This window comes from Pseudarthrobacter sp. PvP004, assembly GCF_017876035.1.
Lineage (GTDB): Bacteria > Actinomycetota > Actinomycetes > Actinomycetales > Micrococcaceae > Arthrobacter > Arthrobacter aurescens_A.
The window spans coordinates 90,526-104,584 of sequence record NZ_JAGINL010000002.1; the positions used below are offsets into that span (position 1 = coordinate 90,526).

At 59.6% G+C, this 14,059-nt stretch carries 11 protein-coding genes; 9 read left to right on the forward strand and 2 right to left on the reverse strand.

Annotated features, from left to right (window positions below; all coding sequences use genetic code 11):
• Positions 1 to 54: 54 nt before the first annotated feature.
• The 6 genes from J3A64_RS23135 (at position 55) to J3A64_RS23160 (ending at position 4,753) form a co-directional block, all read left to right on the forward strand.
• On the forward strand, positions 55 to 1,008 hold the full coding sequence (locus J3A64_RS23135; protein WP_210066426.1) for a hypothetical protein: 954 nt from the start codon (positions 55 to 57) through the stop codon (positions 1,006 to 1,008).
• A 181-nt stretch (positions 1,009 to 1,189) separates the two neighbouring features.
• Complete coding sequence (locus J3A64_RS23140; protein WP_210066428.1) at positions 1,190 to 1,696, forward strand: RNA polymerase sigma factor; 507 nt, start codon at positions 1,190 to 1,192, stop codon at positions 1,694 to 1,696.
• 2 nt (positions 1,697 to 1,698) lie between these two features.
• Positions 1,699 to 2,580 carry a hypothetical protein gene (locus J3A64_RS23145; protein WP_210066430.1) on the forward strand — a complete coding sequence of 294 codons (882 nt, stop codon included), beginning with the start codon at positions 1,699 to 1,701 and terminating at the stop codon, positions 2,578 to 2,580.
• A gap of 31 nt (positions 2,581 to 2,611) precedes the next feature.
• Positions 2,612 to 2,812, forward strand: a complete 201-nt coding sequence (locus tag J3A64_RS23150) for a hypothetical protein (protein WP_091470834.1) — start codon at positions 2,612 to 2,614, stop codon at positions 2,810 to 2,812.
• 493 nt (positions 2,813 to 3,305) lie between these two features.
• Entirely contained in the window at positions 3,306 to 3,659 is a 354-nt protein-coding gene (locus tag J3A64_RS23155; RefSeq protein WP_210066431.1) for a hypothetical protein, read from the forward strand.
• Positions 3,660 to 3,772: 113 nt separating this feature from the next.
• The gene (locus J3A64_RS23160; RefSeq protein ID WP_210066433.1) at positions 3,773 to 4,753 is read left to right on the forward strand and encodes a DUF4365 domain-containing protein; all 981 of its coding nucleotides are present in this window, start codon (positions 3,773 to 3,775) and stop codon (positions 4,751 to 4,753) included.
• A gap of 268 nt (positions 4,754 to 5,021) precedes the next feature.
• On the opposite strand, the gene J3A64_RS23165 is transcribed toward J3A64_RS23160, so the two are convergent.
• Entirely contained in the window at positions 5,022 to 5,774 is a 753-nt protein-coding gene (locus tag J3A64_RS23165; RefSeq protein ID WP_210066434.1) for a hypothetical protein, read from the reverse strand.
• A 254-nt stretch (positions 5,775 to 6,028) separates the two neighbouring features.
• Here J3A64_RS23165 and J3A64_RS23170 point away from each other — a divergent pair, with 254 nt between their 5' ends.
• Positions 6,029 to 6,400 carry a hypothetical protein gene (locus J3A64_RS23170; RefSeq protein WP_210066435.1) on the forward strand — a complete coding sequence of 124 codons (372 nt, stop codon included), beginning with the start codon at positions 6,029 to 6,031 and terminating at the stop codon, positions 6,398 to 6,400.
• 350 nt (positions 6,401 to 6,750) lie between these two features.
• On the opposite strand, the gene J3A64_RS23175 is transcribed toward J3A64_RS23170, so the two are convergent.
• A complete protein-coding gene (locus tag J3A64_RS23175; protein WP_210066439.1) occupies positions 6,751 to 7,611 on the reverse strand; it encodes a DUF4839 domain-containing protein in 861 nt (286 codons plus the stop codon).
• A gap of 655 nt (positions 7,612 to 8,266) precedes the next feature.
• Here J3A64_RS23175 and J3A64_RS23180 point away from each other — a divergent pair.
• A complete protein-coding gene (locus J3A64_RS23180; RefSeq protein WP_307807237.1) occupies positions 8,267 to 11,335 on the forward strand; it encodes a BPTD_3080 family restriction endonuclease in 3,069 nt (1,022 codons plus the stop codon).
• Positions 11,325 to 14,030: a site-specific DNA-methyltransferase gene (locus J3A64_RS23185; protein ID WP_307807238.1), complete on the forward strand. Its 2,706-nt coding sequence runs from the start codon at positions 11,325 to 11,327 to the stop codon at positions 14,028 to 14,030. The genes J3A64_RS23180 and J3A64_RS23185 overlap by 11 nt, the downstream gene beginning before the upstream one ends.
• Positions 14,031 to 14,059: the final 29 nt, after the last annotated feature.

Genomic DNA, 14,059 nt, shown 5'->3' on the forward strand with positions numbered 1-14,059 from the left:
ATGTGTGAGCAGTCCGATCTGCTCAGTCACTCCATGGGGGAAGGACCCAGACCAATGAAGTATCACCGATCCGGCTACGCCAAGACCGCCACTCTCGCATCGCTTGCGCTGGCACTGACACTCACAGCCTGCACAACCCCAACGCCGCAGGCCAGTACTTCCATCACCCAAGCGGCAGAAGCCAGCGCCCAGCCCCCGACAACAGTGGGCGATCCGATGCAGGTACTGCCAACGCCTGAATCTAGTTCCGCTGAGGAAACAGGTGCCCCCATCCTGCTCGCGGTACCTTCGCCCACCATTGGGGGCACGCCTGCACAGGAGAACGCGGCCACCGTGCCGGCGATTGAACCCATACCGGTCCCCGTTCCCCAGACAACTTCCACCGCGACCTTTCCGACCACACCACTCGCGCCTGAGGTTGTTCCGGTAACCCCGGTGGCTCCTTCCATCCCTCACACCTCGCTTGGTTATCCGGTGACCGGCACGTACACCTTCCCTGACGGGCACATTTCGTTTGATCTACCGACGGGTTGGAGCGCAAAGATCGAGCAGGACGACTACAACGAGAATGCTGACAACCCCGGCGGCAAGGAGAACTCGCTGGCCGCCAATATCTTTGACGAAACCGGTGGCAAGGTTGCTCGTATCACCAGCGGAGGAACCGGCGGTCTGGTTGGAGGGCCGGTCAACCGCACCATCCTCGACTCCCAGGAACTCAGCGCGTTCGACAGCCGTGATGGCGCCTCACACTTCGCCTTCGTGAGGGATGATTATCCCTTCCCTGAATTTCCGGTCCGCTACTACATGGGGGTTGTGGCTGATTACTTCATGACAGAAGGTCCCGACAGCACCTCCGTGAACAGCTTCATGATCATGCCGAACGGGGCAGCAACCGCGGTAGCCCAGATCGACGCGTCCATGACGCCTGAAACCGCTGAAGCCTGGATGAAAACTGATCAATACGTCAAGCTTCGGGCGTTGCTGACGAGTCTTCGCTACGCTGCCTGACACCAAACACAACAGATACCCGGCACGCTCATTGGGGGAGTTTGCCGGGTATCGACGTCTTCACAGGGGTGATCGGAACAGAAGCTTAAACTTTTTCTCCGGTTATGTAAGAAACACCGATTCCCGGGACACTAAAGAGTTGACACATCACATCGCACTAGCCCGGGGGAACAGAACAAGGATGTTGGCTACCAGAGAGCAGGAACTGATTGCTCTTCACGCTGAACACTTCAGCCGCATCTACCAGTACATCGCGTACCGTATCAACGACCGCGAACGGGCCGAGGAACTCGCCAACGACGTGTTCCGGATCGTGTGGGAAAAACAACCGCCCGAGCCGCCCGGCGTCGGCTGGCTGATAGCTACAGCCAGGAACGTGCTCGGCAACGAGTACAAAGGCCGGAACCGCCGCGATCAACTCATGCAGCGCCTGGCTGAAGAAGCCCGGATTCAGTCCGCCTCCACCAACGATGACGAACAGCAGGCCAGCGTGGCGGAGATCCTCTCCAAGCTCAAGGACCGCGACCGGGAAATCCTGATGCTCACCTACTGGGACGACCTCACCACCGCCGAACTGGCCGAAAGCCTTGGCTGCACACCATCCGCTGCAGCGGTCAGGCTCCACCGGGCACGTAAAGCCTTCGCGAAAGCCGCACCACAACACCTCATGACAGAACGGGAAGTCTAACCATGGACCGCATCGAACAACTCATGAAAAACGCAAAACCAAACGTCCCCGAACCCGGCACCACCCCCGGTGTCCTGCCCGGCCGGTCCCACGTCTTCTCCGAAGATCCCAACATCATTTCCCTGGCTGAGCGCAAATCCAAGCGGACCGGTTGGGCAGCAACAACGGGGGTCGTGCTTGCCGCCGCAGCAGTCGTCGGCGCAATCGTCGTCGCAGACAACCTGGTCCCCCAATCGGCACCGGCACCAGCCACCACCGATACCCCCAGCATCACGGCCACACCCACCCCAACGCCGACCGCGTCACCAACGGTATCCCCTTCAGCGACGCCCAGCACCACCCCCACTTCCACCCCGACGGAAACCCCGGTATGGAGCGCTGAACCAACCCCGACCACGGTCATCACCCCGCCTCCGCCGGCGGCCACTGCACCGGCAGCCCCGCCAGCAACAGTTCCTGCCGGCCCCGCCGCAGGCGCATGCACCCCGGCGAATATCGACATCCGGCGGAACGACACGGTCCGGGCGATCAAGCCCATCCCAAGCACTGAGCAGCAGTACTACACCGTTCTCGGCTGCGCCGAAGGCTGGCTCGCGTACGCCATCTCAGACGAGGGCATCAGGGCTATCGGCCTCGACGGCGGCAACGCCTGGTACGGAGTCGCCACACTCCAAAGCAACGGACGATACCTCGATGACAACCAACAAATTTACTCCAGCATCTACAACTGGGAATTCCTCGCCTATGACGTCCAGAACGGCAAATACGCCACCGTGCAAGAGGGCATGGACAACGAATTCGCCACCAAGGGCATCCCCGTCCGCCTAAGAACCCAGCTTGTCGGCCCCGGACCCACAGCTCCTACAGGAACCAACACCCCGTGAACACCCCTACTCACAGAACGAGAAGTGACCCATGGAGTCTGCCGACGTCCACGCTGCAGTGATGCTGGCCGTACTGGCAGTACACCTCATCGGAGTACTAATCATCGCAGTTTCAGCCACTGCCCTAATGCCAGCGTTCCTCGCCGGCATTCTCGGCGTGCGCGCGCTCCGAAAGAGGGCCGTGGCTACAGGCCGCGAAGATGAAATCAAGGAATACTCCTATGCACGGTAAGGGATAGGACTTCGGACATCAGGATGTCCATAGCCGACTGCACTACTCCCACAACCACAATGATTTCAGTGCAGTTAGCTTTGAAAACGACAGCTTTGGTGTTGCCGGTATTAGTCCAGTGTGACTCCCTAGGCTTCTTTAGCAGCTGCCCTTGGCGTTGGGTTCTTGTGCCTGGGTCAGGTGATTACGGTTGCCCAGCCAGCCGATTTTCCAGGTGATCCCCTCCCGAACTCGCCGCCTCACGGACAGCACTAAACCTCTAATCCCATACAAGGGGGAGACTTATTTCGTGCCCGGAATGACGCAAATGAGAGCCAACGGTGCGGCCACTTAGGATGGGGCCGAACAACTAAAGAATGGGGTTTACATGCGTTTTCGGCTGAGCAGGAAGTCATATGCTCTCAGCGTCATCCTGGCTCTCTTATGCGTGCCTATTGCTGGGTGCTCGTCGGCCGCGGAGCAGCGAGCCAAGGAGGCAGCCAATGAAGCAGCCGTGGACGAAGCAGTCGAAGAGATCCTCGGACCTACAGAGGCACAGAAAGCGGAGGGGTTCGTGCACGCGGGCGACGGTGTACTAATCCGTTGGGCGACAGAAGCCGAGAAGAAGACTGCTCGTTCGAACTGCCTCTCCGGCCTGTCCTGCTTCATCGTGACCGTGGAGATGAACGGGAGTTGCTCCGGCGGTATCTATATCGAACTAAAGCTCAAGGATTCGAGTGGCAACGTCGTAGGTCGCTCAAACGAGCTAACGCCAGCGATGCGCGAAGGCGACCGTGGCGTCTTCGCAATCACCGGGGCAACAAAAGCCCCCAAGGCCGCATTTGGCGAAGTCAACTGCCACGGCTAACGACCGGAGAGAGGAAGCCTGGTCACCCGTGAACCAGGCTTCCTCTTCCACGGAGCCGGGCGTGCCAGCGAGCCGTTTCTTCACATGCCACCCAAAAATTGAAAGTAAGGGCCATGAGCGTTAGCCAAAAACCTAAACCAAAGAGATTGGATTCAGCTGGAACGGGCCGATCTGGCGTGCACGCCGTGGGACTCGCCGTAGAACGTGGGCTGGACTGGATCTTTCGGGAGCAGCCGGACAACGACTACGGCATAGATGCTCACCTTGAGGTCGTAGAGAACGAGTCAGTAACCGGCAAGCTTCTCGCTCTGCAAATTAAGAGCAGCAGGAAGCACTTCAAGCGACCAAAAAGAAACGACGGTTGGTGGTTCTCCCCAAAAGAGACCCACGTCAATTATTGGCTGGACCATGCCCTTCCAGTCGCCCTCGTCCTCTATGACCGAGACTCCAGCACCGCCTACTGGCAGGCGGTGACTGAAAAAACTCTTGTTAAGAGGAAGGGGAAGTGGAAGATATTCGTTCCTTCCACCCAGGTGCTCGACGAAAGTGCACGAGCTTCGCTGTCCAAGTTGGCTGAGGGTGATCCCTATGTTCTCCGTCTTCGACGCTTACGACTCGCCGCACCGTGGATGGAACTCCTTCAGGCGGGAAGGCGGATCGTCTTCGATGTTGAAGAGTGGATGAATAAGTCATCCGGGAGGGGTTCGTTTATGCTTCGATCCATCGACCAAGATAACGAAGATTCCCAGGACCTTGGCGAGTGGCAGTACATGTTCCCGTTTCGGAGTTACGAGGATGTGCTGCCAGCGTTGTTCCCTTGGGCTGACGTCATGGTTCACGAGGAAACCTACGATGCCGCCCAGTACGAACAGTATGAGAGGGAATGCGTCATCTGGGATGAAGAAAAGTACTTCACTGAGTCCTTCGAGGACTGGAACGCAGGAAAAGAAACCGAAAGTCTAAGACCCTATGATGACAACGGCGAGGTTGCCTGGTGGAGGTTGGAGATCACTCTTAACCAACTCGGGCACGCGTTCCTGCTCATCGATCAGTTTGCCAAGCAGGAAGGCGCGTTCCTTCTTCCTGCGAACTAAACCGGCCTTCTTAGATGACCTGTGGATCAAGGACCAAAGGTGGGTACCAATCAAGCCGTCCTGGTGGGTCCCGGACAGGTTGACACAACCCAACGCGAATTCGATCTTCGAGCGGTCACCACCGGAATCGCGGCTGCAAAGCAGAAAGGCACACGCTTCAGCCGCCCGTGTCCGGCGTGTTCAGCAGCCCACTGTCAGGAGCGCTGGGACCGGGTCCATGGTCAGATCTGTCCCTAATTTCTTCTGCCCGAGCGTGCGGCTGTTCTCGTCATCCGCCATGATAGACGTGCAACGCCGCCCCGTATCCCTGCGGCAGTTCCTTGCCCCGAAACCAAGCGAGGACGACCTCGATCATCGCAGCAAGGCTGAGTATCTGAAGCGCCACGGGACCCACGTTCGGCTCGTTTCCGGCATCGTCCGCGGCCACCCCGAGACCGATGCGCCAACTGAGCGTGGTTCCGCCTTCGACTTTGGCAACCTCCACCAGATACCCGTTGCCAACATTTGCGGCCTGTGCGAACCGTCCATAGGGACGATTGTCCACGTACTTCGTTTCCACCGTGAACCAGTCATTCTCATGGGTGATTGACCGTGCGATCTGCAAGAGATGCTCTGGTGATTCCACGTCCCGCCAGCCGGTAACAACTCCGTCCAGCTCCGCATGCCATTCCCAGGCTTCCTCGGGTTGAGGATGGCGTTCCAGTTTAAGGTCCGTGTCGGATATTGCCTCGTCGTCGTACATCGCGTTGCGAATCGCTCTGTAGTCTTTCTGACTGAGGGCACCGGCGAGCTTCAGGCCCTCCACGTGGTTGAAGGAGTTGGGGTCCGTTTCAATCGCGGCCTCATGGTACCGCTCCCGGCGTTCCTCGTCCGTGGTCGCCGGTTCCAGGTTGCTTACCAGCTTGCGGATCTTCTGGCCCGCCGTGGTGGCATCCAACTCTCCGGCAATCACCTTTCGAGTCAGGCTAAGTACCGTCTCGGCCGTATCTGCTTCACCGTCTTTTCCATCCATCAATCCCATAGGAGCATCTTGGTCCGGCTGAGGCAAGGTCCGCACGTGCACGAAAACGAACGTTAAGCATGAAAGAAGGCAGGCGGCTCTCTGTACCGGCTCTACAATCAGCAGAGACGAAGGGTCCCCTTAGGATTGCGGAGGTTCTAGGACGCCTACGCCTCGGGTAAAGCGACCACTCGCAAGCCGGGTGCTAAGCGCGAATTGCTTCCTCTAACTAGGGCATGATCATCAAATCAGCTATGCCATAGGACTGGGACTCAGTGGACATGGATTTTCCGGACGCACCATCATCGCCCAACGCAGACGGCTGTACAACCATATTCAGCGGCAGCCGCGACACCATCCACGACGCCCCTGCTTTCACCAAAGGAGACCGATTCGAGTTCGCCCTCGACTACCCTGACCTGGAGGGAGTCGAGCCGGTAGCCAGGGCAGGGGACGCCGCTACGGTGGTACTGGTGGCGCCAATGACGAGACCGACCTACAACGTGATACTTGCCTCCGAACCCAATGCCAAGTGGCCCCGGACCGTCGCGGGAAGGTATCTGGTCCCGGAAGGAGACGGCATCCGTGGAAGCCAGGAAACCTCGACCGTGCTCATCAGGGGAACCGGCGAGCTGAAGAGGTTCTAGAAGCGCATCCCGCTCCGCCAACCGTCTCCAGCCGGCGACGTTAACTCTCAGATGGGGGTGCAGCCGGAGGAGCGGATGAGGCAGGACCGGTTTGCCGCTGCCCAGATGCCGATTGGGGACTGCGTCAATAAAGACCGTTTCTGACCTGTAGTGGGCAAGCCTTCCGCATGCACCGCATACAGGCCGGGGCACTGGGAATACGCGCCGCGGCATCTGAAATCTTATGACCGGGACCTGCGAGAGCAGTCATAGCTTCAACAGCTGGGTCCATCTCGCCTGGGTTCATGCCAGCAGTGTACGGGAATCGTTGGAACCACACCGCGAAAAAAGGAACCCGAGGAGCCACGGCACTACCGAACTGCGGTGGAAATTGGGGTGAGGAAGAAGAGACAGCCCTGGTTGGGCTTGAACTCGCCCACTTCCGCGGTGAATAGGAAGGCGTCGCCTTCACCCACGTAGGACGGAGTGCTGCTCCCGGTCAATTTGAGGTCGAACATGTTCACGTCCTCGTACTTGAACGCGGGCCCCGCGGTAGTCTTTGGCCCTGCATTACCGGGACCCACAAGGATGTCGTATCGGGTGGTGTAGTTTTCATGGCGCTTCATGTTCGTGATCGAGCCGTCGAACGCAATATCCCGTCCTTTATATTTGCCCGCAAACTGGGCCATCGAGGGGTCACAGTAGTCGGTGGCCGCCAAGAGCGCTGCAAACTCTGGATTGTTCTCGACGGTAATAACCTGTTCAGGTTCCTCGGCCACGGCAGGAGTAGGCGACGGCGCGGGCTTCTCGTTCACAGCCGCCGACTCTGTCGACTTATTAGCACTGCCCTCGGAAGTGATCGCGTGCTCAGTTTCCTCGGAAACTGTTGGGGCCGGCGACTGCACAGAATTCTTGTTCACGGCCGCCGACTCACCGCTCTTCTCCTGTGCTGCGGAGGTTCCGATGCCTACAGCCGCGAGTACGACGAGAACGGTCAATCCTGCCCCGACAACTCGCTGTTTTACGGGTGAAAGTCCCCGGAATACGCGCCACGCCCTCGACAAAGATGTCTCTGGCTTTACACGCCGGAATTTCAGTGTGGTTCGAATCGTGCCTTGGGTCTGATCGCAAAGTTCCCAGCCGCCCTCCCTCTGCGCCTTAGCAATGGAGCGGCTCTCCATACCCCGCACGGCCTGAACAGATCTATATTCGTACTTGATGTCGTCCGACATGCGGCTCCCCAACCCTAAGAAAAGTGCCTGGGTCTAATGGAGACTTGCCACCATTTGGTTCCCACCCGCGTACTTCGCGGTTGGCACGATCAGCATAAAACGTGATTTCATCCACTACGAATCGCCAGCAAAACCAAGCTTTTGCAGTCGGCCGCGGAGCGGACGCCCCCTTCTGGTCGTGTTCCTCCAGGCTGGGCGCATGGACGAGCCCATCCCGCCGGCACTGCAACCACCGGTTGGCGTTGCCCTGGTATCCATCGAGGCAATGGCTCCTGGAGGCCAGATGGCGCAGTCAAATGCCCAGGTATCTGATATTTGACCCCCATAGGGATGGGAGTCGTGGCGGCCACTTGCGACGCGCAGTCGCCAGTTGTAGCGTGGACGGACGGACGACGTGCCCTGACCCTGCGCACGTCCGTGCCTCTGACACTGGCCACGGCCGTTGCATCCCCATCCCGGCTGAGATTGGCGTCGCTCGGCGGCTTTCGGGCGAACAGCTGGCACGGGGACGCGAACAGGGGATCCGCTCCCAATTGGCCGAGGAGCAGCAGGAGGCCGGGCATCAGGGCGCATCGAGACTCGTGCCAGAGAATTACACGCAACCGCCACTAGGGAATAGTCTTTACGTCATGGGGCACACCAAGGCAGCATCGCAGTGACGGCGACGATCGACAATCCGATTCTCAACTCGCCGTACGAGCAGCCCGATCGGCATTACAAGGTTGGACCGCAAGGTCCAACTGGGGAGATCCTCGTTGGAAGGCGCCCTAGCGAGTCTTTCATTCCGATTGCAGCAACAAACAAGGGAAAGCGGGCGAAGGACGGATCCGTTCAGGAAGGGTTCGACTTCGATCTCACCCGTGAGCGCCGTGAGAAGAACAATCTCATCAACGACATCCGCCGCGATGTTGAGAAATGGCGCCGGGACGGCAAGTACGCTGGCGTCACTCCGATCTCCCGCAAGCTGCTCCAGCACTGGGCGGACTCGAGTCGCGAGAACCGTGTGATCTTCGCACAGAGGGAGGCTGCCGAGACGGCCATATTCCTCACCGAAGTCGCTGGAAGGAGCCTCGGCTACGCTGACTGGCGCAAGCGGCTCGAGCCTGAGAACGAAGCGCACAACAACGGTCTGCCGCGGGCCGCCCTCAAGATGGCTACTGGCTCGGGTAAGACTGTAGTTATGGCGATGCTCATCGCTTGGCAGACACTCAACAAGCAGTACGCTCCGCGGGACACGCGATTCACTAATCGCTTCCTCATCGTGGCGCCAGGGATCACCATCCGCGACCGGTTGCGGGTCCTCCTGCCGGGAGACTCGGAGAACTACTACGACCTTCGCGATCTGCTGCCTACGGACCTTAAGGAAGGACTAGACAGCGCCCGCATCGTCATCACGAATTATCACTCGTTCCTGCTCAAGGATGCGAAGGAGATCAAGGGCGTCGCGAAGAACACTCGTCTGCTACTGAAGGGCAATCGCAAAGAAGACCCGTTCAAGGAGACCCAGCAGGCGATGGTCAGCCGGGTATTGCGGGACCTCGGTGCCGACAAGCAGCAGATCATGGTGCTCAACGACGAGGCACATCACTGCTACCAGGCGCGGCCGATCCAGACCGGAGAGAAACGGGCCAAGGAGCAGAACGAGGAGAACGAGGAGGCGGGCGTCTGGTTCTCCGGCCTCCAAGCCATCGCCAAGCACGGTGGCATCAAGCAGATCTGGGACCTCTCCGCCACCCCGTTCTATCTCTCCGGCAGCGGCTACAACGAGGGCTACATCTTCCCTTGGACAGTCAGCGACTTCTCCCTTATGGACGCCATCGAAGCCGGTATCGTCAAGGTTCCCCGCACGCCCGTCGACGACGATGCCGAGGACGACCTCGTCACCTACCTGCGGCTGTGGGACCACGTCGGCCAGTATCTACCAAAGCGCGCCGCAAAGGGCGCCGTAACGGACTGGCTCCCGCCCAAAGAGCTCGAAGGCGCCCTACGGAGCCTCTACCGCAGTTACGAGAAGGCATTTGTGCACTGGGAGACCGCTCTCAAGCCTCATGGCGAGACCCCACCGGTCTTCATCGTCGTCTGCCCCAACACCGTGGTCAGCAAACTCGTCTACGACTGGATCGCCGGGGAAGCCCTTGTCGAAGACGGCCAGGTCATTGCGCACAAGGCGGGCAATCTGCCCCTGTTCAGTAATGTCGTAGAAGGCCAGCCGGTCGCCCGACCGTATAGCATCCTAGTGGACTCCGCCCAGCTTGAATCCGGTGAGGCGCTCAAGGACGACTTCAAGAAAGCCGCTGGCCTGGAGATCGCCAAATTCAAGGCGGAGTACCGTCAGCGCAATCCCGGTGCGGACGTAGACAAGCTCAGCGATGAAGACCTCCTGCGCGAGGTGATGAACACCGTCGGTAAGAAGGGCAAGCTTGGTGCCGACGTCCGCTGCGTCGTCAGCGTTTCGATGCTCACCGAGGGCTGGGACGCCAACACCATCACCCACATCCTCGGCGTACGCGCATTCGGCAGCCAGCTGTTGTGTGAGCAGGTCGTCGGTCGGGGCCTGCGCAGACGCAACTACGCCACCAACGACGAGGGGTACTTCGAGCCGGAGTATGCCAACGTCTACGGCATCCCGTTCCAGTTCATCTCCAGCGACAGGCCAGTTGTCGACCCGGCTCCGCCCAAACCGTCTATCGAGGTCCGAGCCCTCGAAGCTCGCCAGCACCTTGGCATCACCTTCCCGAAGCTCGACGGGTATCGCGTCGAGCTACCCGATGAGGACATCTGGCTCGACCTCGACACCGCGCCGGTCTTCGAGATCGGCCCCAACACCGTGCCAACCTGGGTCGAGATGGGTGGCGTCGTCGGCAGGCGCGAACTTGAGGAGGGCGACCCGAATCAGTACCGACCTCAGCAAGTCGCGTTCGCACTCGCCAAGCGAATCCTCGAGGAACAGTTCAACACTGCGGATGACAGGCGCCCCTGGCTTTTCCCCAAGCTAGTCAAGATCTGCCAGGACTGGATCGAGCATCGAGTCACCATCAAAGGTGGCTACAACTTGGGTTACCTCATGACCATCACAGAAGCACGTGTCCTCGCGGCTGAGCAGGTCTGGAACGCCATCACCAAGCACGTCGGCAGCCGACGCGAGCGGCTACGGCCGATGATCAACCGCTTTGACCCCGAAGGATCCACTGGGGAGGTCGCCTTTGTCACCCGCAAGCGCGTCGTCACCACCGAGAAGTCCGAAGTCTCGCATGTCACCCTGGACGGCAAAGACGGCAACACCTGGGAACAACTTCTGGCAAGCGAGCTCGAGCTGAACAAGAACGTCCACGCCTACGTCAAGAACGATCACTTGGGTTTCTCCGTCCCGTATGTCCACAAGGGTCGCAGCCACTCCTACCTCCCCGACTTCCTCGTCCGGCTCGTGAAGCAGGACGAATCTGATATCGAGCGGACGCTGATCATCGAGGTCTCCGGCAGTCAAAAAAGCCCCGGACCAACACAGCAAAAGGCGACAACCGCCCGTGACTCCTGGTGCACCGCGGTCAACAACCACGGTGGCTTCGGCCGCTGGGGCTACATCGAGATGACGGACCCTAACAGCTTCAAGGTGCGGATCGCCGAGGCGATCCAGGCCTTGTATGGTGATGCGCGGATCATCGGCGCCCCTGAATTTCTTGATTTCACCGAAACCGGCAGCGATAGGAGCGTCCGTGGCGCGTAGCACCCCCAAATCAGCGACTTCGGTCGACTCGATAACCTATGACGAGAAGCGGACGAACCTTCCCACAGCAGACGCGATTGACTTCCTTAACAGCCCCGTCCTGGAAGAGATCCGTCAGGTCCGCTACGACCGGGATGAAGCACTCGACCCTCAACTCGTGTGGCGCGGCAAGTACCCGCCGGTCGACCGTCTCCAAGGATACGATGACGACCTGGTTACCGATGCGCCCCCGATCTACATCCAGGAGAAGATCGATCCCCGTGTCCTGATCGAAAACCTGCGCCGTACGGCGGTGCGGCCGGAGGATGAGCCGGAACTCACCCTCTTCGACTCCTTTGACGGGCTCGATGACCTCCAGCAGGTCGAGTTCTACCAACACGAAGCCAACTGGTCTAACCGCATGATCCTAGGCGACAGCCTCCAAGTAATGGCGTCACTTGCCGAGCGGGAGAAGCTCCGAGGCAAGGTCCAGATGGTCTACATCGACCCCCCGTATGGCATCAAGTTCGGGTCGAACTGGCAGGTGTCTGCGCGGCGTCGTGATGTAAAGGACGGAAAGCTTGAGGACGCAGCGCGCGAGGTCGAACAGATCAAGGCTTTCCGTGACACTTGGGAGCTCGGGATCCACTCGTACCTTGGGTATCTGAGGGACCGGCTAATTGCCGCGCGGGAACTGCTGACGGAAAGCGGATCCTGCTTCATTCAGATCGGCGACGAGAACGTTCATCTGGTCCGTTCGCTTCTCGATGAGGTATTTGGGGCGGAGAACTTCATCAGCCAGATTGTCTTTACGAAGACAACTGGCGCGACGGCGGAGTTCCTGCCACCGGTCCTTGACATAATTCTCTGGTACGCCAAGGACCGCGCGAGTGTGAAGTACCACCAGTTGTACGAAACGAAGGCGCTTGGCGGGCGCGGTGCAGACATGTACCAGTTCGTCGAACTCTCCGATGGCAGCCGCCGCCGAATGACGCCTGCAGAGAAGGCGGGAGCAAGCCTTCCGGAGGGAGCGCGTCCTTACCGACTCTCTGACTTCACGTCACCTCGTGTGCGCGCGAGTCGCTCCGGCTACTACGAGTTCGAAGTTGGGGGTCGGACGTTTCTTCCTAACAAAGGAGAGTGGAAGACCAACCGGGAGGGAACAGCCCGCCTCCTGTGGGCCGGTCGGCTCGAGGCGCTCGGCTCGACGCCGGCGTACGTTCGCTACATCGATGACTTTCCTGCGTTCGCTCGTACAAACGCATGGACCGATGTCGGTGGCGCAAACGATCGTGTGTACGTGGTTCAGACGAACACGAAGGTTGTCGAGCGGTGCATGTTGATGTGTTCCGATCCGGGTGACCTCATCCTAGATCCCACCTGCGGATCTGGCACGAGCGCGTTCGTTGCAGAGCAATGGGGTCGACGATGGATCACCGTAGACAGCTCGCGCGTCGCCCTCGCGATAACGCGCCAGCGGCTTATGGGAAGTCGGTTCCCGTGGTATGTCCTCTCTGATACTCCAGAAGGTTTCGCAAAGGAGTCCGCCCTCACGGCATTGAGTCACCGGCCGGCGTCGTTCTCGGGCGATATTAGACATGGCTTTGTGTGTGATCGCATTCAGCGGGTGACCCTCAAGTCGATCGCGAATAACCCCGACATCGTGGAGGGCATGAGTCGCGAACAGGTGACGGCCGCCATCAAGAGGCATGCCGAGTTCGAACTCCTCTATGACAAGCCTTACGAGGACACCAAGCGGGTCCGTGTTGCCGGGCCGTTCACAGTCGAGTCTCTAAGCCCTCACCGCGCGCTCTCCTTCGGCAACTGGGAGGAGCCGAAGTCCGAGACCGAGTCAGCAAAGGATGCCGACTCACCTAACTTTGAGCAGTCGATTCTGGACAACCTCTCAAAGGCGGGCATTCAGAACGGCACCAAGGCAGAGCGCATCAAATTCGCAGCGTTCGAGACATACGCGGGTTCCTATATTCAGGCGATCGGCGAGCAGGTGACGAGCGGCGACCCCGCCAAGCCGTCACGCATCGGCATCGCCGTGGGCCCGCAGTACGGAACGGTGAGCGCGTCGTACGTGAAGAACGCCGCCAAGGAGGCGATCCAGGCCGACAACGTCGACCTGCTCTGCATTCTTGGATTCGCCTTCGATCCCAACGTCACTAACGTAACGGACACCGACGGCGTGACTATCGAGGCGACCGACGAGGGCTTCGCCCAGGTCGAAGGCGCACGGCTACTCGGTAAGCTCCCCGTTCTGATGGTCCGCATGAACGCGGACCTGCTGATGGGGGAGGAACTCAAGAAAACCGGGGCCGGCAATCTCTTCACGGTCTTCGGCGAGCCTGACATCGACATCTTGAAGACGGCCGCCGGCTATGTGGTTGATCTGAAGGGCGTTGATATCTACGACCCGACAACCGGAGAGGTCCGGAGCAACGACACCAGCCAGATCGCGCTCTGGATGATCGACACGGACTACGACGGCGAGTCGTTCTTCGTCCGGCACTGCTACTTCACTGGCGGCAACGACCCGTACATGCGCCTGAAGCGGGCGTTGAAGGCGGACATCGATCCCGACGCCTGGGAGTCGATGTACCAGACCGCCTCGCGCCCCTTCCCTGCTCCAGCCGAGGGGAACAGGATCGCGGTGAAGGTGATCAACGACTACGGCGACGAGGTCATGAAGGTCTTCGACGTTGAGTAACGCTCTTGGGACATTCTCTCCCGCACATG

What these genes read in the sequence shown, in the direction of transcription:
- J3A64_RS23140 (WP_210066428.1), top strand. Translation starts at nt 1,190, where the DNA reads ATGTTGGCTACCAGAGAGCAGGAACTGATTGCTCTTCACGCTGAACAC.
- J3A64_RS23165 (WP_210066434.1), bottom strand. Translation starts at nt 5,774, where the DNA reads ATGGGATTGATGGATGGAAAAGACGGTGAAGCAGATACGGCCGAGACG.
- J3A64_RS23135 (WP_210066426.1), top strand. Translation starts at nt 55, where the DNA reads ATGAAGTATCACCGATCCGGCTACGCCAAGACCGCCACTCTCGCATCG.
- J3A64_RS23150 (WP_091470834.1), top strand. Translation starts at nt 2,612, where the DNA reads ATGGAGTCTGCCGACGTCCACGCTGCAGTGATGCTGGCCGTACTGGCA.
- J3A64_RS23160 (WP_210066433.1), top strand. Translation starts at nt 3,773, where the DNA reads ATGAGCGTTAGCCAAAAACCTAAACCAAAGAGATTGGATTCAGCTGGA.
- J3A64_RS23175 (WP_210066439.1), bottom strand. Translation starts at nt 7,611, where the DNA reads ATGTCGGACGACATCAAGTACGAATATAGATCTGTTCAGGCCGTGCGG.
- J3A64_RS23145 (WP_210066430.1), top strand. Translation starts at nt 1,699, where the DNA reads ATGGACCGCATCGAACAACTCATGAAAAACGCAAAACCAAACGTCCCC.